General features: G+C 71.0%; 19 protein-coding genes. 9 read left to right on the top strand and 10 right to left on the bottom strand.

Annotated features, from left to right (window positions below):
- Positions 1-127: 127 nt before the first annotated feature.
- The 5 genes from QK288_RS15585 (at position 128) to QK288_RS15565 (ending at position 6,251) form a co-directional block, all read left to right on the top strand.
- Positions 128-2,170: an aldo/keto reductase gene (locus QK288_RS15585; protein WP_281265178.1), complete on the top strand. Its 2,043-nt coding sequence runs from the start codon at positions 128-130 to the stop codon at positions 2,168-2,170.
- Positions 2,149-3,180, top strand: coding sequence for a LacI family DNA-binding transcriptional regulator (locus QK288_RS15580; RefSeq protein WP_281265177.1), 1,032 nt, complete (start codon positions 2,149-2,151; stop codon positions 3,178-3,180). Before QK288_RS15585 ends, QK288_RS15580 begins: the two co-directional genes overlap by 22 nt.
- Before the next feature lie 179 nt (positions 3,181-3,359).
- Positions 3,360-4,883: an MFS transporter gene (locus QK288_RS15575; RefSeq protein WP_281265176.1), complete on the top strand. Its 1,524-nt coding sequence runs from the start codon at positions 3,360-3,362 to the stop codon at positions 4,881-4,883.
- A 183-nt stretch (positions 4,884-5,066) separates the two neighbouring features.
- Entirely contained in the window at positions 5,067-5,591 is a 525-nt protein-coding gene (locus QK288_RS15570) for a flavin reductase family protein (protein ID WP_281265175.1), read from the top strand.
- Between the two features lie 45 nt (positions 5,592-5,636).
- Complete coding sequence (locus QK288_RS15565; protein WP_281265174.1) at positions 5,637-6,251, top strand: superoxide dismutase; 615 nt, start codon at positions 5,637-5,639, stop codon at positions 6,249-6,251.
- 92 nt (positions 6,252-6,343) lie between these two features.
- On the opposite strand, the gene QK288_RS15560 is transcribed toward QK288_RS15565, so the two are convergent.
- Positions 6,344-6,919, bottom strand: coding sequence for a TetR/AcrR family transcriptional regulator (locus QK288_RS15560; protein WP_281265173.1), 576 nt, complete (start codon positions 6,917-6,919; stop codon positions 6,344-6,346).
- Between the two features lie 154 nt (positions 6,920-7,073).
- Here QK288_RS15560 and QK288_RS15555 point away from each other — a divergent pair, with 154 nt between their 5' ends.
- Entirely contained in the window at positions 7,074-8,048 is a 975-nt protein-coding gene (locus tag QK288_RS15555; RefSeq protein ID WP_281265172.1) for a PfkB family carbohydrate kinase, read from the top strand.
- Positions 8,049-8,121: 73 nt separating this feature from the next.
- On the opposite strand, the gene QK288_RS15550 is transcribed toward QK288_RS15555, so the two are convergent.
- From QK288_RS15550 to upp, 5 genes are all read right to left on the bottom strand, one after another.
- Entirely contained in the window at positions 8,122-9,564 is a 1,443-nt protein-coding gene (locus tag QK288_RS15550; RefSeq protein WP_281265171.1) for a serine hydrolase domain-containing protein, read from the bottom strand.
- Positions 9,561-10,910, bottom strand: a complete 1,350-nt coding sequence (locus QK288_RS15545; protein WP_281265170.1) for a deoxyribodipyrimidine photo-lyase — start codon at positions 10,908-10,910, stop codon at positions 9,561-9,563. The genes QK288_RS15550 and QK288_RS15545 overlap by 4 nt, the downstream gene beginning before the upstream one ends.
- Positions 10,907-11,422, bottom strand: coding sequence for a MarR family winged helix-turn-helix transcriptional regulator (locus QK288_RS15540; protein ID WP_281265169.1), 516 nt, complete (start codon positions 11,420-11,422; stop codon positions 10,907-10,909). Before QK288_RS15540 ends, QK288_RS15545 begins: the two co-directional genes overlap by 4 nt.
- A gap of 305 nt (positions 11,423-11,727) precedes the next feature.
- Positions 11,728-12,495 (bottom strand): winged helix-turn-helix domain-containing protein, encoded by a 768-nt coding sequence (locus tag QK288_RS15535; protein WP_281265168.1) that lies wholly within the window; start codon positions 12,493-12,495, stop codon positions 11,728-11,730.
- Between the two features lie 417 nt (positions 12,496-12,912).
- Positions 12,913-13,548 (bottom strand): uracil phosphoribosyltransferase, encoded by a 636-nt coding sequence (upp, locus tag QK288_RS15530; protein ID WP_281265167.1) that lies wholly within the window; start codon positions 13,546-13,548, stop codon positions 12,913-12,915.
- A gap of 76 nt (positions 13,549-13,624) precedes the next feature.
- Between upp and QK288_RS15525 the strand changes: the two genes are divergently transcribed.
- A complete protein-coding gene (locus QK288_RS15525; RefSeq protein ID WP_281267613.1) occupies positions 13,625-14,056 on the top strand; it encodes a nucleoside deaminase in 432 nt (143 codons plus the stop codon).
- A 4-nt stretch (positions 14,057-14,060) separates the two neighbouring features.
- Here QK288_RS15525 and QK288_RS15520 read toward each other — a convergent pair whose 3' ends face one another.
- On the bottom strand, positions 14,061-14,438 hold the full coding sequence (locus tag QK288_RS15520) for a hypothetical protein (protein ID WP_281265166.1): 378 nt from the start codon (positions 14,436-14,438) through the stop codon (positions 14,061-14,063).
- Positions 14,439-14,486: 48 nt separating this feature from the next.
- A complete protein-coding gene (locus QK288_RS15515; protein WP_281265165.1) occupies positions 14,487-15,443 on the bottom strand; it encodes a cation diffusion facilitator family transporter in 957 nt (318 codons plus the stop codon).
- A 65-nt stretch (positions 15,444-15,508) separates the two neighbouring features.
- Here QK288_RS15515 and proC point away from each other — a divergent pair, with 65 nt between their 5' ends.
- Positions 15,509-16,339 carry a pyrroline-5-carboxylate reductase gene (gene proC / locus QK288_RS15510; protein ID WP_281265164.1) on the top strand — a complete coding sequence of 277 codons (831 nt, stop codon included), beginning with the start codon at positions 15,509-15,511 and terminating at the stop codon, positions 16,337-16,339.
- A 66-nt stretch (positions 16,340-16,405) separates the two neighbouring features.
- Here the strand turns inward: proC and QK288_RS15505 are convergent, their stop codons facing one another.
- Together QK288_RS15505 and QK288_RS15500 are read right to left on the bottom strand one after the other, a co-directional pair.
- Positions 16,406-17,101 (bottom strand): TrkA family potassium uptake protein, encoded by a 696-nt coding sequence (locus tag QK288_RS15505; RefSeq protein WP_281265163.1) that lies wholly within the window; start codon positions 17,099-17,101, stop codon positions 16,406-16,408.
- Complete coding sequence (locus QK288_RS15500; protein WP_281265162.1) at positions 17,094-18,527, bottom strand: potassium transporter TrkG; 1,434 nt, start codon at positions 18,525-18,527, stop codon at positions 17,094-17,096. Before QK288_RS15500 ends, QK288_RS15505 begins: the two co-directional genes overlap by 8 nt.
- 71 nt (positions 18,528-18,598) lie before the next feature.
- On the opposite strand from QK288_RS15500, the gene QK288_RS15495 reads away from it, so the two are divergent.
- Positions 18,599-19,114 carry a metalloregulator ArsR/SmtB family transcription factor gene (locus QK288_RS15495; RefSeq protein ID WP_281265161.1) on the top strand — a complete coding sequence of 172 codons (516 nt, stop codon included), beginning with the start codon at positions 18,599-18,601 and terminating at the stop codon, positions 19,112-19,114.
- The last annotated feature ends 163 nt before the right edge of the window (positions 19,115-19,277 follow it).

Here is a 19,277-nt window from a genome sequence, read left to right as displayed (position 1 = left end):
CTCACGAATTGGGTCAGAGCATGCTCTGCACGACACGCCGTGTCAAGCATCATCTGCATTGCGGCAACGGGCCGAGCGCGTTAGCGTCGACCCGACCGTGAAGGTTCACGAGACGAACAGGATCCGCATGTCAGCGCAGACCGCGACCACCACCGGCACCCCGACCGCAGCGACGAACGACACCCCCGGCTGGGCGGTCCTCGGCCCTGGCGGCATCGCCCGCCGGTTCCTCTCCCAGCTGTCGGCGAGCGAGGCGGGCGGCACACTCGTCGCGGCCGGCAGCTCCTCTGTCGAGCGGGCGCAGGCGTTCGCGGACGAGGCCGTCGAGCACGGCTTCGCGGACGTCACCGCGGCGACGTACGACGAGGTCCTCGCCGACCCGCGCGTGGACGCCGTCTACGTCTCCACCGTGCACACCGGGCACGCCCGGCTCGTCCTCGCAGCGCTCGCCGCGGGCAAGGCCGTCCTCTGCGAGAAGCCCCTCGCGCCGAACCACGGCACCGCGATGGCGCTCGCCGACGCCGCCCGTCAGGCCGGGCTGCCGCTGGTGGAGGCGTACATGTACCGCTTCCACCCGCAGACCGCCGCACTCCTCGAGCTGGTCCGGCAGCGGGCGATCGGCGATGTCACGCACATCGACGCGTCGTTCGCGTTCCGCGCGGGGTCCCGCAGCGGCCGGCTGTTCGACGTCGACACCGCCGGTGGCGGCATCCTCGACGTCGGCGGCTACCCGGTGACGATGGCCGCCGCGATCGTGCAGGCCGCGACCGGTGTGGCCGTCGCCGAGCCGACCGAGCTCACCGCGACGGGGACGCTCGGCCCGACCGGGGTCGACGAGTGGACCACCGCGCAGCTCACCTACCGCGGCGGCATCACCGCCGACGTCCGCACCGGCGTCCGCGTGCAGGACGACAACGCGGTGACGATCCACGGCACGAGCGGGAAGATCACGCTGACCGACCCGTGGACCCTCGGCGAGGACCAGACGATCGAGATCCGCACCGTCGACGAGGACCCCAGGACCCTGTCGTTCGGCGGCGCGAAGCCGTACGCGCTCGAGGCCGACGCGACCACCGCTGCCCTGGCCGCCGGCCGCGTCGGTGCCTCCGAGTACACGCTCGACGAGTCCCTCGCCACCGCCAGGACCCTCGACAAGTGGCGCGCGGCGATCGGCCTGCGCTACCCGTTCGAGGCCGAGACCGCCGACATCCCCACCGTGAGCGGCCGCCCGCTGACGGTGCAGGCGGACAACCCGATGCAGTACGGCGAGATCCCCGGCGTCGGCAAGCGCCTGTCTCGTCTGGTGATGGGAGTCGACAACCAGCCGGACCTGGCACACGCCAGCGCGATCTTCGACCTCTTCGTCGAGCAGGGCGGCAACGTCTTCGACACCGGGTACATCTACGGCGGGGGCGTGCTCGAGGGCCGACTCGGCAAGTGGATCCAGAACCGGGGGATCCGCGAGGACGTGGTCGTCATCACGAAGGGAGCGCACACGCCGTACTGCGACCCCGAGTCCCTCAGCCGACAGCTGCTCGAGAGCCTCGAACGCCAGGGCACCGACTACGCGGACATCTACATGATGCACCGCGACAACGAGGACATCCCCGTGGGGGAGTTCGTGGACGTCCTCGACGAGCACCGTCGCGCCGGCCGCATCCGCGTGTACGGCGGCTCGAACTGGAGCCTCGCGCGCTTCGACGAAGCGAACGCCTACGCCCGCGCGAACGGCAAGCACGAGTTCGAGGTCCTCAGCAACCACTTCGGGCTCGCCGAGGCGTACGACGTGCCGTGGGCCGGCTGCCGCCACGCGACCGATGCCGCGTCGAAGGAGTGGCTGGCGGAGCGCCAGGTGCCCCTGCTGCCGTGGTCGTCCCAGGCCCGTGGGTTCTTCACCGGACGCGCGACGCCCGAGGACACCAGCGACGCCGAGCTCGTGCGCTGCTACTACTCGGACGAGAACTTCGAGCGACTGCGCCGCGCCCGCGAGCTCGGCGAGCAGTTCGGGGTCCCGGCGACCGCGATCGCGCTCGCGTACGTCCTGAACCAGCCGTTCCCGACGTTCCCGCTCTTCGGACCGCGTACGATCGCGGAAGCCCGGTCGTCCATGACCGGCCTCTCCGTCGACCTCACTCCCGAACAGGTGGCATGGCTGGACCTCCGCGACTGACCGACGCCACCGAACCGGTCCCAGCACCCGGCGGCCGCGCGACGATCATCGACGTCGCCGCGGCCGCCGGGGTGTCCCGACAGACGGTCACGCGGGCGATGAACGGCATGTCCGGGATCAGCGCGGCGACCAAGGAGCGGGTGCTCGCGGTCGCGGAGCAGCTCCACTACCGGCCGTCCCGCTTCGGCCGCGGGCTCGTCACGGGTGGGGACCACCAGCTCGGTCTCGTGGTGAACGACCTCAGGAACCCGTACACACCGCAGCTCGCCGCGTCGGTGTTCCAGCTCGCCGCCGAGCAGGGGTGGAACGTCATGCTCGCCGACGTCGACCTGGCGAGCGACCCCGACCGCATGGTGACGGCGCTCGGCGCGCAGACGGACGTGGTCATCGGGTACTTCGGCTCCCGTCGCGAGCGCTGGAACGACCTGCTCGGATCGGTCCCGATGGTCGAGCTGGACCCCTCGTCCGACCCGCCGACCGCCGCGGTGTGGATCGACCCCGCCGACGGGATCGAGGTGCTCGCCGACCACCTCGTCGCGACCGGGGTGCGCCATCCCGTGGTGCTCGACAACTCCTCGCCGGACGACACGAGTGTCCGCGGCGTGCTCATGCTGGACGCCCTGCGTCGACGCGGCTACCTGCCGGAGGTCGTCCACGCACCGCACGGCACGGCCGAGTGCGGGGCGGAGGAGACCGTGCGCATCCTCGGTCGGAAGCGCCGACTCGACGCGATCATCGCCTTCAACGACGTGATGGCCCTCGGCGTACTGCAGGCGTGCCGCCGTGCGGGCGTCGACGTCCCCGGTGACGTCCGCGTGGTCGGTGTGGACGGGCTCCCGCTCGGCGGGCTCGTGTCCCCGACGCTCACGACGCTCGCGGTCGACCTCGACGCGGTCGCGCGCGAGGCGCTCGAGCTCGCCCTCGGCATGCTCGCCGGTGACCTGCCGCGCTCCGGTGCCGCGGTGCAGCGCAGCGTGCGCCACCGGTTGCTGCTCCGCGAGTCGGCGTAGGTCCGGGGCGACCACCAGGCGGACTGGAGGCTCGTGGCGGGCCCGCCACGAGCCTCCAGTCCGTCCTTTGGTTGTATTTGCAACATACCCGTCCAGACGGTACAGTAGAGAGGTCTTGCCGGGCTGCGTGACGACTTCCGCGCCCGGGGCACCACCCTCGAAGTCCGTGGAGCACCACCATGTCCGCACTCCTCACCAGTCCCATCGCCACGCGGGTCACCACCAGCCGTCCGCGACGGTTCCTGGCGCTCGCCGTGCTCATGCTGCCGGTCCTGCTGATCTCGGTCGACAACACCATCCTGAGCTTCGCCCTGCCGTCGATCTCGCGCGCGCTGGACCCCGACGCCACCACGCAGCTCTGGATCGTCGACGCGTACCCGCTCGTCCTCGCCGGCCTCCTCGTCGTGATGGGCAGTGTCGGCGACCGCATCGGCCGCCGACGCATCCTGATCATCGGCGCCTCCGGCTTCGCGGCGATGTCCGTCGCGGCCGCGTTCGCCACCGACGCCTGGATGCTCGTCGCCGCGCGCATCGCGATGGGCGTGTTCGGCGCCATGCTCATGCCGGCGACGCTGTCGATCATCCGCAACGTGTTCACCGATGCCACCGAGCGACGGATGGCCCTCGCCGTGTGGTCGACGATGTTCGCCGCGGGCAACGCGCTCGGTCCGCTCGTCGGTGGGGCGCTCCTCGCACACTTCCACTGGGGGAGCGTGTTCCTCGTCGCGGTGCCGATCCTCGTGCTGATGCTCGTCGGCGTGGCGTTCTGGGTGCCGGAGTCGAAGGACCGCAACCCCGGCCCGGTCGACGTGCTCAGCATGCTGCTGTCGCTCGGCACGCTCGCGCCGATCGCCTGGGCCATCAAGTCCGTCGTGCACGTCGAGGAACGCGGGCTCGCGATCGCGATGCTCGGCGTCGGGGTGCTGTGCGGCATCGCGTTCGTCCGCCGGCAGCTGCGTTCCCGCACGCCGATGCTCGACCTCCGGCTGTTCCGCAGCACGGCGTTCACCGGCAGCGTGCTGATGAACATGGCGGCGATGTTCTCGCTGACCGGGTTCCTGTTCTTCATCGCCCAGCACCTGCAGCTCGTCGCCGGGCTCGACCCCTTCACGTCCGGTGTCGTGCTCATCCCGGGCTCCGTGCTCACGATCGTCGCGGGGCTCGTCGTCGTGCCGATCGTCGGCCGGGTGGCCCCGCGGTGGGTCGTCGCCGTCGCGCTGCTGTTCTCGGCGGCCGCGTACGCCATGGTCGCCGTGCTCGGACACCACGCGTCGATCGTCGCGCTGGCCTTCGCGTTCGTGCTGCTGGGCATCGGGATCGGCGCATCGGAGACGGTCACGAACGACCTCATCATCTCCACGGCGCCCGCGGACAAGGCCGGTGCCGCGTCGGCGCTCTCCGAGACCGCGTACGAGATCGGTGCGGTGCTCGGGACGGCGGTGCTCGGGACGATCCTCGCGACGACCTACCGGGCACACGTCGTCGTCCCCGACGGGCTGTCCTCGTCCGCGCACGTCGCGGCGCAGGAGACCCTCGGCGGAGCGGTGTCGGCGGCTGCGGACCTCGGCGGGTCCGCGGGGCAGGTGCTCCTCGAGTCGGCGCGGGCGGCGTTCGACTCCGGCGTCACGATCACGGCCGGCGTCGCCGCGGTGCTGATGGTCGTCGCCGCTGCCGGTGCCGTCGTGATGCTCCGCCGCCGCTGACGGCGTCGCCATGCGTCGCCCCCTCGATGCAGCTTCGCGCGTGGACGACGGCGTGACGGCGCGCCCGGGATACGTGGAACCTGGGAATCGTTGACCTCAACCTTGGTTGAGGTCATACGTTGGGACATGGCCGCCGAGGGGTGAGCCACACCGATCCGAACGAGGAACGAACCAACGACTCCCATGCCCGAAGCAACACCGGCAAACGCCGTGCCGTCGAACATCGCGGACGCCTACAAGTCGGCCTTCCGTGGTCACCCCGCCGGTGTCGCCGTCATCACCGCCGAGGGGCCGGACGGACCGACCGGCCTCACCGCGTCCAGCGTCGCGAGCGTGGCGATCGACCCACCCGTCTTGGTCTTCTCGCTCTCGACGAACTCGGGCTCGGCCGGCGCCGTCCTCGGGGCTCCGGTGTTCGTGGTCCACCTCATGGACTCGCACGGCGTCGCCCTCGCGAGGCGCTTCGCGTCCACCGGCAGCCCCGCGGCCGACGACCCGATCTGGGGAACGCTCCCGTCGGGCGACCGGTACCTGCCCTCCGCCGCCTCCGCGCTGCGGTGCCGACCGCTGTCCACGACGCCGATCGGCAGTTCGACCGTCGTCGTGGCCGAGGTGCTCGACATCGTCATCGGGGACGAACGGGGCGAGCCGCTGGTCTACCACAACCGGGAATTCCACTCCCTCACCGATCGTTCCCGGCTCTCGTGAGCCGCGGAGCACCATCCGCCCATCCACTGATCGAAAGGAACTCACATGGCTGAGTACACCCTGCCGGAGCTGCCGTACGACTACGCCGCACTCGAGCCGCACATCAGCGGCAAGATCATGCAGCTGCACCACGACAAGCACCACCAGACCTACGTCACGGGTGCGAACACCGCGCTCGAGCAGATCGCGGAAGCGCGCGAGTCGGGCAACCTCGGGGCGATCAACAAGCTCGAGAAGGACCTCGCCTTCAACCTCGGCGGTCACGTCAACCACTCGATCTTCTGGACCAACCTCGGCCCGGACACGAAGGTCCCGGAGGGCGAGCTCGCCGCGGCCATCGACGAGTTCTTCGGCTCCTTCGAGAAGTTCCAGGCCCAGTTCACCGCCGTCGCGACCGGCATCCAGGGCTCCGGCTGGTCCGTGCTTGCCTGGGACACCGTCGGCCAGAAGCTGACGACGTTCCAGCTGTTCGACCAGCAGGCGAACGTGCCCCTCGGGCTCGTCCCGATCTTCATGCTCGACATGTGGGAGCACGCCTTCTACCTCGACTACCTCAACGTCAAGGCCGACTACGTCAAGGCCGTGTGGAACATCGTCGACTGGGAGAACGTCGCGGCTCGCTTCGCGAACGCGAAGTCGCAGCGCTTCGTCACGCTCTGACCTGACGGCAGAACGGACGGGAGGCACGGTGCCAGCTGGCACCGTGCCTCTCGTCCGTCACGGGGTCGCGTCAGGCCGAGGCGAGGGTCGCGTCAGGCCGAGGTGAGGGTCGCGCCGGCGACGAGCTTGTGCGCGAGGTCGCGGAGGGCGGTGTCGGGATCGGCGTGTTCGCGGTCCACGATCGCACCCCACTGGATGCCGCGCGCGAGGAGCACCGCCGCCTGTGCCGCACGGTCGGCATCGTGTTCCCCGTAGCCGTGCGCACGGCACCAGTCGGCGATCGACGCGATCTGCGCCCGGTGCACCGTTCGCTCGTGGTCGCGGCCGTCGAGCGACTCGACGGCGCCGAGCTCGAAGGTGAGCCGTGCGGCCAAGGACCGCTCCGGGTCGTCGAGGCCGCCGAACACCTGCACCAAGTAGGACGTGAGTGCGAGATCGTCGGCGTCCGGGTCGAGCGCGATGTCGGCCGTCGCTGCCGCGAGGTGCTCCACCACCGCGCCGATCAGGGCCTCGCGCGTCCCGAAGTGGTAGACGATCGGGTACGCGCTGGTGCCGAGCACGCGCCCGAGGCTGCGCACGGACACGTCTTCGATCTTGGTGTCCTGCAGGTGCTGCGCGACCTTGCGCACGATGGCGGGCTTCAGGGTCGGGTCTGGCTTGCGCGGCATGTCGTCTCCGGCGGTGGTCTCGGCTGGCCGCTGGAATGCGAACCACGGGTATATTAGCGGCAGAGTCCAAGACCGGGCTGAGAGATGAGATAACAAGCGCAAGGTACAGGCCCTCAAAGTGGAGAGTTACTCGCCTTCACGTACACTGAGGGCGATGACATCACCGCCCGAGCCCTCCGCGGCCGCTCCGAGCGCCGCCAGGGCGAGCGGTGGAGGCCGGGTCGGTGGGCGCCGTCGCGGCGTCGGGAAGCGGTTCCTGGTGGTGGGGGACCTGCTCGACGGCGTGCTCGTCCAGACCCGGGCAGCGGCGGTCGGCGACCACGACCCCGCTGCGGTGATCCGACACCGCCCCGCGGGAGCTGCCGGCACGACGGCGACGTGGCTCGGGTGGCTCGGTGCCGAGGTCGACATGGTGGGTCGGGTCGGCGTCGACGACGTCTACCGACACGAGCGCGCGCTCGAGGACGCCGGCGTCCGACCGCACATCCGGTACGACGCGCGGACGTCGACCGGTGCGCTCGTCTCGGTGCGGGGACAGCGCGGCCGGACGTCGATGACGGACGGAGCCGCGAGCGCGCTGCTGTCCGCCGCCGACGTGCCGATCGAACTCGTCGCACGTGCCGACATCGTCCACCTGACCGGAGAGGCGATGCTCGGGTCCGGCGGGACCGACCGCCTCGTGGACCTCGTCGCCCGGGCGCGGACCGGCGCCGCACGGGTCTCGCTCGACCCGTCCTCGGTCGCGGCCGTGCGCCTGGTCGGCGGTCCCGCGTTCCTCGCGGCGGTGCGCGGCGTCGACCTCATCGTCCCGAATCGTGCCGAGGCGCTCGAACTCACCGGAGCGGACGAGCCGGAGGACGCCGTTCGGGTGCTCACCCGCCACGTCCCGTTGGTCGTCGTGACGCTCGGAGTCGACGGCGTGCTGGTCGGGCGTCCGGGGCGCACCCCGCAGCGGGTCCCGGCGACCCCGGCCACGGTGGTCGACGGAATCGGTGCCGGCGACGCGTTCGCGGCCGGGTTCATCCGCGCATGGGCGACCGATCCGGTCCGCGTCGGAGCGGCCGCACGGGAGGGCACCCGCGTGGCCGCTCGCGCCGTCGGGTTCGTCGGGGGCCGCCCGCCGGTGTGACCGAGTGGCTCGTCGGCCGCGGCCCGCTGGGCTGTTCGAGCGCCGCTGGCCGGCGTTCGGCGGTCGCTGCCCGTCAGCGTTCGGTGGGCTCCGCCGTGCAGATCAGGGTCTGGACGAGTCCGGCGGCGAGCGGCGCCAGCCGGATCTCCACACGGAGTCGGCCGTTCGTCCCCGGCACCCACCAGCGGAGGTGCGTCGGCGTGGACGACTGCTCCGCCACCGGCGCGGCCGACAGGTCGGCGCCGACGGTGCGGACCGCCTCGGCGATCGCCGAGCGCCGGCGATCGTACGGCACGTCCAGCGCGACGTTCGGGGTGCAGATCGCGTCTGCAAGGTCGTCGCTCCAGTCGGACAGGAGGCGCGACACGGCACCCTGCGCGGCTCGCGTCTCCGAGAGCACCGTCACGGGTGACCGGCCGGTGGTGACCGCCGTGGCGGCTCCCGCCGCGAGCAGCAGGTCGTGCGCGGTCTCGGTCGGGACGGAGACCTTCGCCTGGGTCGCGTTCTCGAAGGCGACGACACCGAGGCCGGTCTGCACGGACCACCGCATGTGTGCCGAGAAGCCCGGGTAGCCGCCGGAGTGGGAGACGATCGAGCCGTGTTCGTCGTCGTGCTCGACGAACAGTCCGAAGCCGTAGCCGATCGGACGCTTCGCGCTCGGGAACGCGCTCCCGGGGATCCGGCGCATCGCCTGTTGCATGAGTCGGCGATCGGCGGGGGAGACCGGCCCGGCTTCGGCTGGAGCGCCGGCGCGGATCGGGGCGAACGCCGACGACAGGTGCCGCGCCCACCGCGACAGGTCGGCGACGGTCGAGAAGAGCCCACCGATCGGTGAGAAGGCACCGGGGCCCGAGATGGGGAGTGGTTCCCACGAACCGTCGTACGGCCGGGTCCCGACCACGACGTGTCCGCGGGCGTCGGCGGCAGCGAAGACGGTGTCGTCGAGGCCGAGCGGGCGGAGGACGGCGTCCGAGGCGATCTCCGTGAACGGGCGACCGGCCACGACCGCGATCGCGCGGCCGAGCAGGGCGTAGCCGAGGTTCGAGTACGCGAAGCCGGTGCCGGGGACGGAGTCGAACAACAGTCCCGCGCGGAGCACCGCGTCGAGGTCGTCGTCGGAGATGGGCTCTTGCCGGTCGCCCCACGGATCGTCGGTGGGGAACCCGGCCGACATGGTCAGCAGCATCCGGAGCGTGGGGGCGGGAGAGTCCGGTGTCGGGAGCTGCACGTCGGCGAACGCCGGGACGAAGTCGGTGATCGGTGCGTCGAGGGAGACCAGTCCGTCAGCGACCAGGCCGAGGAGCGTGGCGGCCGTGACGCTCTTCGTGCACGACGCGATCCGGTAGACCGTGTCGGCGTCCGGCGCGGCACCGTCCCCGCGGTCACCGTGCCCAGCGGAGGCCACGAGTCCGTCCGCGTCGAACACGCCCCACACGGAGCTCGGCGCGATGCCGCGCTCGACCCGGTCGCGGAACAGCGCGTCGATCTGCTCGATCGTGGCGGAGTCGATCGTCATGCGCGCCGCATCCTGTCGTAGGCGTCGAGCGCCCGCTTCCGGGTCTCCTTGAGGTCGACCATCGGCTCGGGACGGTCTTCGTCCGACGGGACCCACCGGCGCACGTACTCCCGGTGCGGGTCGAACCGTTCGAGCTGGCGCTCGGGGTTGAAGACGCGGAAGTAGGGCGCGGCATCGAACCCGGAGCCGGCGACCCACTGCCAGTTGCCGGGGTTGTTCGCGGCGTCGGCGTCCACCAGCGTGTCCCAGAACCACTGCTCACCGACACGCCAGTCGACCAGGAGGTTCTTCACGAGGAAGCTCGCGGTCACCAGGCGCATCCGGTTGTGCATCGCACCGGTGTGCCAGAGCTCGCGCATACCGGCGTCGACGAGGTCGATCCCGGTCCTGCCCTGCTGCCAGCGTTCGAGTTCCGATGCGGATGCACGTCGCCACGGGAACGCGTCGAACTCGCGTCGGACGTTGACCGTCGCGATGTCGTCGCAGTGGAAGTACTCGTTCCAGTTGAACTCGCGCCACGCGAGCTGTCGGAGGAACCCCGGGGCCTGCTTCCGCTGGTCTGGTTCGAGTCGCTCGTGCAGTCGGTGCCAGACCTGGTAGGGGCTGATCTCGCCCCAGCGCAGGTGCGGGGACAGTCCGCTCGTGGCGTCCATCGAGGGCTCGTCGCGCTGGTCGTAGTCCTCGAGCGCGTGGTCGACGAAGTGCTCCAGCCGGCGTGCGGCACCCTGCTCGCCGGGCTCCCACGTGTCGTGGAGCCCGCCGGCCCAGTCGGGCGTGGTCGGCAGGAGGTCCCAGTCGCCGAGGGAGTCGCCCGTCGCACGTGCCGGCGTCGGGAGGTCGCGTGGCTTCGGCAGCGGGTGCCGCGGCTCCGGCATCGCCTGCGCTGCGTTCCAGAACGGCGTGAAGACCTTGTACGGCTCGCCCTGCCCGGTGAGCACGGTCCACGGTTCCCAGAGCAGGTTCGCCGCGAAGCTGTGCGCCTCGATCCCGCGGTCGGTCAGCGACGACTTGATGCCGGCGTCGATCTCTCGCTCGGCAGCCCCGTAGCGGCGGTTCCAGTAGACCGCCTCTGCTCCGGTGTCCGCGACGAGCTGGTCGATCGTGTCAGCGGCCGCTCCTCGGCGGAGCACCAGCCGTGAGCCGCGGTCGTGCAGCTCGGCGTCGAGCGCGGCGAGGGAGTGGTGCAGCCACCACCGAGCGGCGGCGCCGATCGCGCGGACGCCGGGGCTCTCGTCGTCGAGGACGTAGACCACCGTGACGTGTCCGCCGTGGTCGATCCCGGCGCGCAGGGCGGGGTTGTCCGCGAGACGCAGGTCGTCGCGGAGCCAGACGATCGCGCCCGTCACACCGTGGCCGGATCGGTCTGGGGCAGGGCCCGGTCGATGCGTCGGGCAGGTGGGGCGTCCGCCGAGGCGACGCGCAACTTGGTGCAGAGGTCGGTGAGCGTCCGCTGCTCCGACTCCGTGAGCCCGGCGCCGACCTGGGTGGCGATGCTCGCCGCGTGCTGGACGGCGACGGCACGGTAGACGTCGAACCCGAGCGGCGTGAGGGCCACGATGACACCGCGTGCATCGGTCGGGTCCGGCTGCTTCTCGACGATGCCGCGCGCGGTGAGCCGGTCGACGAGACGGCTGACGCTCGGCTGGGTCAGGAGCAGGTGCCCGGTGAGGTCACGCATCCGGCAGCGTCGTCCGGGCTGCGTGGAGAGGTTGAAGCAGACGTCGTACTCGTTGAAGGAGATCTCCCCGCCGGGGAACTCGGAGTTGAGGTTCCGCATCACCGTGACCTGGGCGCGGAACAGCGCTTCCCATGCGGCCACGGCGGTCGCCTTGTCGCTGACGCGCGCCTTGTCGTTCACGCTGTCACTCCCTCTGTCCGGTGGTCCTCCAGCCTACCGACGGCCTCCGACACCGGGGTACGGACATGCGCTTCCGACGTGCGCTTCCGACACATGCACGAGGGCCGGTCGCTCATCGAGCGACCGGCCCTCTCCCTTGCACCAAGAGTGTCCTGCAATCACATTCCGCAGACGCTGCCACAGCAAACACCGTCTGCACGAACGACTGTATAACGAAGCGGTAACGGGCGCCAGCCGGAAGTGCCGTCGTTCGCTGCGAGTTCACCAAGAGGGGCACAAGCGTCGGGTGTGCGCGCCCCGATGGCTCAGAAGAGGTCGGGCGACGGGGTCGACGCGTAGCGCACGGCGACGTCGGCGTGGCGGTCGAACCGGTAGCCGACACCACGGACCGTGCGGACGATCTCCTCGAACGCGCCGAGCTTCGACCGGAGGCGCCGCACGTGCACGTCGATCGTGCGCTCGTTCGGGGTCTCGTCCTCGCCGTCCGACCAGAGCCCCTCGATGATCGCCGAGCGGTCGACGGTGCGTCCCTCGCGGAGGACGAGGAACTGCAGCAGCTCGAACTCCTTGTACGTCAGGGGAGCGGCTTCACCGTCGAGCACCACGCGCTTCCGGGAGATGTCGATGACGACGCCGGTCTCCTCGGGCTCGGGCTTCTCGGCCTGCTTGCGGGCGGCGACGGCCGAACGGTCCTGCAACGCCAGGCGGACGACGTCGACGTCGCGTCCGCCGGAGTTCTCGGCGGCGACGGCGACTGCCGCGTACGTCTCGGCGGTGGGGACCAGCTGCGCGGTCAGCGCCTTGAGCTGCTCCACGACCGCAGCGAGCGTGGTCCCGGCGGCTGCGGCCTTCTCCTCGTCGATGCCGACGTAGAGCGCGAAGCCGCGGGCCTCGGTGCCCTCCGGAAGGGCCCGGTTGCGCTGCGGGGCGACGACGGGGCTCGTCGGGATGGTCGTTGCCTCCGGCTGGACCGCGCCACGGCGGGGACGGATCGGCGTGACCGTGCCGAGGTCGACCGGCGCCGGGGCGGCGGTGCGGAGCGAGGTGCGAGGCTGGGCGATGGTGAGCGACATGGTGGTTCTCCGGGCGATGAAGGTGTCGAATGCGTCGGCCCGGGTACGGCTGTGCCGATCGACGGAGCGTCGATGCGCCCTGCGGTCCTGCTGCGGACCGGGGCGGACCCGGGGGTGCTGGTGATCGACCTCGCGACGAACGTGCGCGTCGTCGGTGGTCGTCACCTGGGGATCACTCGCTCGCGACCGGGGTGGTGTCGCGGGGGATCCGGCTGGAACGAGTACCGATCAGGCACACATTCGACAACGCATGACGGCCATCGCCGGCATCATCGTGCCGGCGGTCCCCACTGCCCCTGCGGAGGAGCACGCCTTGGAGAAGACGCGGGTGGACACGGTTGCAGTCATGTCCATGAGTATCGGCGGTATACCAACCCGCTGTCAACCGTCCGAGCAGACGGTCCGCTGCGCCCGGCGCTACTCGGCCAGGCCGTAGAGACGGTCGCCGGCGTCGCCGAGTCCCGGGATGATGTAGCCGTTCTCGTCGAGCCGCTCGTCGAGCGCGCCCAGCACGATGGTGACGTCGCGGTCGGCGACGGCGTCCTCGACGGCCTTGAGGCCCTCCGGGGCGCCGAGGATGCACACGCAGGTGACGGATTCGGCGCCGCGGGCGAAGAGGAAGTCGATCGCCGCGGCGAGGGTGCCTCCGGTTGCGAGCATCGGGTCGAGCACGAAGCACTGTCGGCCCGTGAGGTCGTCGGGCAGGCGCTCGGCGTAGGTCTGCGGCTCGAGGGTCTCCTCGTTGCGCGCCATGCCGAGGAAGCCGACCTCTGCGGTGGGGACGAGCTTGACCATGCCCTCGAGCATGCCGAGCCCGGCACGCAGGATCGGGACGACCAGCGGGCGGGGCCTGGCGATGGAGACGCCCATCGTCTGTGCCACCGGGGTCGAGATCGGGGTCGCCGTGACGCGGACGTTGCGCGTTGCTTCGTACGCGAGGAGCGTGACGAGTTCCTCGGTCAGCGCCCGGAACGTCGGGGAGGGTGTGGTCCGGTCGCGGAGCACCGAGAGCTTGTGGGTGATGAGCGGGTGGTCGGCGACGTGGACTCGCATAGGGTCGAGCCTACCGTGCCGCCAACCGCCAGGAGGTCCCGTGGAAGAGCCGGCAGCCCGCCCGTACCTCGCCGCGATGGAACGCGCGCTCGAGGAGGCCAGGGCGTGTCTGGCGACGGCGGACGTCCCCGTCGGCGCCGTGGTGCTCGACGAGCACGGCGTGGTGGTCGCGACCGGGCGCAACGAGCGCGAGGCCACGCAGGACCCGACGGCACACGCCGAGGTGCTCGCGCTCCGGGCAGCCGCACGGGCGACGGGGGACTGGCACCTGGAACGGCACACCCTGGTCGTGACGCTCGAGCCGTGCCCGATGTGTGCCGGTGCGATCCTCGCCGCGCGCGTGCCGCGGATCGTCTTCGGCGCGTGGGACCCGAAGGCGGGAGCGTCCGGCAGCGTCTACGACATCGCCAGGGACCGTCGTCTGCCGCACCGGTCCGAGGTCGTCGCCGGTGTCCTCGAGGCGGAGTGCGCGGCGCTCCTCGACGACTTCTTCCAGCAGCGCCGCTGACGCGCTACTTCCAGAGCACCGCGATGAGCACGTTGACGATCGCGAGCGCACCGGCCGAGTGGAAGAACGGCAGCGCCGCCTTCGCCTTCGCGGTCCCGGCGTCCGCCCGCTTCTGGCGCGCACGAGCGACGAACGCCAGCACGAGCGCCACGGCGGCGATGACGAGCTTGACGCCGAGCTTGGCGTGGTTCGCCCCGCCGTCACTCGTCGCGTCGATGATGCCCATCATCCCGAGGCCGGTCACGAGCTGCGTGACGAGACCGGTGATCACCCAGAACGTCTGGAAGCCGCCCTTGCGGCGCATCTGCACCAGGAACGCGCCGATCACGGCCGCGAGGCCGATGAAGTGCAGGATGAGCAGGACGTTGAAGAGCACCGACATGGCTCCATCGTGGCGGACCGCCCGACGGCTCCGCCACGAAGGGGAACCTCAGTCGGCGGCCCTGATGACGATCGCCTCGGTGGGTGGACGCGGACCGGTGCGGAGCACGTCCGGCTCGACGTAGATGACCCGTGCGATCGGCACGGCCGCGCGGACCCGCTGTTCGACCGTGTCGATCCCGGCGGCGACGTCACCGAGCCGGCGATCCCCGTCGACGGCGACCTTCACGCCGACCATCAGCTCGTCCGGGCCGAGGTACAGGGTCTTGATGTGGATGATCGACTCGACCTCGGGGCCGTCGAGCACCGCGGCCTTGATGCGCTGGACGTCGGCGGCCGTCGCACCCTCGCCGACGAGCAGGCTCTTCGTCTCGACGCCGAGCACGAGCGCGACCGCGATGAGCAGCACCGCGATGAGGATCGTGCCGATGGCGTCGAACAGCCCGTTGCCGGTGAGCACCGTCAGCCCGACGCCGAAGAACGCGAACACGAGGCCGCAGAGCGCCGCGGTGTCCTCCAGCATGACGACGGGCAGCTCGGGAGCCTTGGCCCGGCGGACGTACTGGACCCACGACAGCGCGCCCTTGTGCGGCTTCGCCCCCTTGAGCGCGGTCCGGAGGGAGAAGCCCTCGAGCCCGATCGCGATGACGAGCACCACCAGCGGCAGCCACCAGTTCTCGAGTGGGTGCGGGTGCTGCAGCTTCTCGATGCCCTCGTACAGGGAGAACACGCCACCGACGGAGAACAGCACGATGGACACGACGAACGCGTACACGTAGCGCTCGCGTCCGTACCCGAAGGGGTGTTCCTCGTCCGCAGCGCGCCGGGCGCGTCGTCCGCCGAGGAGCAGCAGGAGCTGGTTCGCCGAGTCGGCGAGCGAGTGCACGCCCTCCGCGAGCATCGATGCCGATCCGCTGATCGCCGCGGCGACGAACTTCACGATCGCGATGCCGACGTTCGCGCCGAGTGCGGCGAAGATGGCCCGGTTGCCTCCGGAAGCGCTCACTGTGACCCCTGTCTCCTGATCTGCTGCACGATCCTACGCAGCCGGTCGATCGGTAGGGTCTGGGCATGACGATCGAACTCCCTCGCACCGCCCTCGTCGGCGTCGGATCCATGTCCGGCGCGGTCCTCGACGGGCTCCTCGCCGCCGGACTGTCCCCGGACACCGTGGTCGTGACGACGAAGTCCGAGTCGTCCGCCGCCGCCCACCGGGAGCGCGGACTCGACGCCCACGCGAGCGACACCGACGCCGACGCGAACCGCGCGGCCGTCCGCGGCGCGGCACTCGTCGTGCTCGGCGTGAAGCCGTTCGCGATCGGCGACGTCCTCGACGAGATCGCCGGCGACCTCGAACCGGGAGCCGTGGTCGTGAGCGTGGCCGTCGGTGTGACGACGAGCGCGATGGAGGCGAGGATCCCCGACACCGTGCGGGTCGTCCGTGCCCTCCCGAACACCCCCATCGGCGTCGGTCACGGCGTCACCGGGATCAGCGGCGGTGCGTCAGCCGACGCGGAGGCGGTCGCGCTCGCCTCGAGTCTCTTCGACGTGTCCGGCTCGGTCATCGAGGTGCCAGAGGACGAGCTCGACGCCCTGTCGGCGGTGTCCGGCTCCGGTCCCGCGTACGTGTTCCTGTTCGTCGAGGAGTGGCAGCGCGCCGCCGAGTCGCTCGGCTTCACGCCCGAGCAGGCGGAGACGATGGTGCAGGGGACCGTCCGCGGCGCGGTCGAGCTGCTGGAGCGGTCCGGCAAGGAGCCGTCGGAGCTCCGGCGCGCGGTGACGAGTCCGAAGGGCACCACCGAGCGCGCCGTCGCGGTGCTGCAGGAGGCGGACCTGGCGGACACGCTCCGCCGCGCCGCGGACGCGGCGATCGCGCGCGCCGAGGAGCTGTCCAAGCTCTAGACGGGACCAGGAGACGGACGGGAGGCTCGTGGCGGCGCCGCCACGAGCCTCCCGTCCGTCTCCGCCCTATTCCAGGGCCGCGAACCGCTCCAGCGCGGTCGTCGACCCGGACACGATGATCACGTCGTGCTCGCCGATGACGCTGTCCGGCGTCGCCGGCACGAAGGCCTCACCGGGCGGCTTGATGCCGAGCACCGTCAGTCCGAACCGCGTCCGGATCGCGGTGGTGCCGAGGTCCTTCCCCCGGACCGCGCGCGGCGGGAACATCTTGACGACCGCGAAGTCGTCGTCGAACTCGATGAAGTCGAGCATCCGGCCGGAGACCAGGTGCGCGGTGCGTTCGCCGGCCTCGCGTTCCGGGTAGACGACGTGGTTCGCGCCGATGCGGGAAAGGATCGTCCCGTGCGAGCGGCTGATCGCCTTCGCCCAGATCTGGGGGATGCCGAGGTCCACGAGGTTCGCGGTGATGAGGACGCTCGACTCCAGGTCGCTGCCGGTCCCGACGACCGCGATCGGGAAGTCCTGGGCGCCGATCTGCCGGAGCGCGTCGATGTCCGTCGCGTCGGCCTGGACCGCGTGCGTGACGCGGTCTGACCACTTCTGGACGAGACCGGCGTCGGTGTCCACGACGAGGACCTCGCGGTCCTGCCGTTCGAGCTGCCCGGCGGTGGCGGCGCCGAAGCGGCCGAGACCGATGACGAGCACCGGGGCGTCGTGGCTGACGGCACCGAACGGGTGCTGCTGGTGGGTTCGGTCAGCCAACGATCGGCCTCTCCTCTGGACGGCGGAACAGTTGCCGGCTCTGGCTGGCGGCCAGTGCTGCGGCGATGGTCACTGTACCGACACGACCGAGGAACATCGTGGCCGCGAGGACGTACTTGCCGGACTCTGGCAGGTCGGCGGAGACCCCGGAGGACAGGCCGCACGTGGCGAAGGCCGAGATCACCTCGAACAGCACCCGGTCCAGGGACTCGTGCGTGATCTGCAGCAGCACGACCGTGGCGACGGCGACGATCGTGGCGCCCCACAGCACGACGGCCACGGCGACGCGGAGCACGTCGCTCGGGATCCGTCGGCCGAACGCCTCCATGCTCTGCCGGCCACGCGCCTCGGCGACCGCCGCGAGGAACAGGACCGCGAGCGTCGTGACCTTGATCCCACCCGCGGTCGATGCCGAGCCGCCGCCGATGAACATGAGCATGTCCGTGACGAGCAGGCTCGAGCCGTTGAGCTGGTCGAAGTCGACGAGCGAGAAGCCGCCGGAGCGGGTGATCGTCGACAGGAAGAGCGCCTGGAACGCGGTGCGGCCGGCGCCCTCCTCACCGAACGTGGTCGGGTTCGAGGCCTCGAGGGCGATGTAGACGATCGCCCCGCCGACGAGCAGCACGGCGCTGGTGGCGAGGGTGAGCTTGACGTGGATCGGCCACCTCCGCGGTGTGCGGAGCTGCTTCGTGAGTGCGCGGATCACCGGGAAGCCGATCGAGCCGGCGACGACGCCGACCATCAGCAGCGAGAGGAACCAGTAGTCGTGCGCGAACGGGTCGAGGCCGCTGGCGTTCGGCGCGAACCCGGTGTTCGTGAACGCCATGGCCGCGTAGTAGAAGGAGTCGCCGACGGCCGTCCAGAAGGGGATGCCGGCGATGAGCACCGACGGCAGGAGCAGGAGCCCGAGGACGATCTCGATCGACAGGGTGCTCACCGCGACCGTCGCGAGCAGCGTGCCGACCTCACCGAGCCGGACGGCCTGCCCTTCCGGGACGGCGCCGTGGTGCGTGCGCAGGGGGTTCGAGTCGCCGGCCGCCATGAGCTTCGCGCGGAGCCCGAGCTTCCTGGTCACGAACAGCCCGAGGATCGACGCGAACGTGAGCACCCCGACCGCACCGATCTGCGTCCCGATCACCACGAGCGTCTTGCCGAACACCGACCAGTGCGTGGCCATGTCGACGGTGGACAGCCCGGTCACGCAGACGACCGATGCCGCGGTGAAGAGCGCGTCCGCGAAGTGCGTCGACTGGCGATCGGCGGCGGCGATCGGCGTCATGAACAGGAACGTGAACACGAGGATGAGCGCGACGAACACCATGATCGCGAGGCGCGACGGCGAGGAACGGAGCACGGTCCCGATCCGGGAGGCCCGTCGCCGGGCAGGGCTCGCTGAGACGGTCGGCGGCTCCGTGCGGTCGAGCATCGTATGCCTCCGGGGACATGGGCGGGACGCATCGCATGGTACATCCGCGCCGGGCCGGTTAGCCTTTCCCCATGGCCGACATCTTCAGCGTGGTCGCGGACCCGACGCGGCGGGAACTCCTCGGGGCGCTCCTCTCGGCCTACGGCGCCGACGCGACCGGCGGTGAGCTCAGCGTCGGCCAGCTCGTCGAGAAGCTCGGGGTCAGCCAGCCCACCGTCTCGAAGCACCTGCGTGTCCTCCGGGACATCGGGCTCGTCACGAGTCGGGAGGAAGGTCAGCACCGCTACTACCGGCTCGACCCGGAACCGCTCCTGCACATCGAGGAGTGGGTCGTGCCGTTCACCGGAGCGGTCGATGCCGACGGCACCCCAGCGACCACGGCGTGGACCCTCGACGGGCAGCCCGTCTCGGTCCGTCGGAACGGCACGGCCGGCAAGGCGACGGTCGAGGTCGGCACCGAGCTCGGGCGCGTCATGGCCGAGGCGTCGTACCGCGCCACCGCGGCGTTCTCGGGCGCGCAGCAGGGCTGGGAACGGGTCGTCGAGAGCTCGCGACGGCGGTTCACGAAGCGCGGCGAAGACGACTGACCGCACCCGTTCCGGGTGGTCTGGCACGGCGTGCTGTGCGGTGTTCCGCACCGTCCGTCCAGCGACCTCGACGATGCTGGACACGGGGGCTCACGCGCCCCTACAGTTACCAGTGACCACTCAGGTCACACATGAACTCCCGCGCTCGGGACCGAGCGCGAGC

The organism is Curtobacterium sp. 9128, assembly GCF_900086645.1.
Lineage (GTDB): Bacteria > Actinomycetota > Actinomycetes > Actinomycetales > Microbacteriaceae > Curtobacterium.
This window is presented reverse-complemented; position numbering and strand designations above follow the sequence as displayed.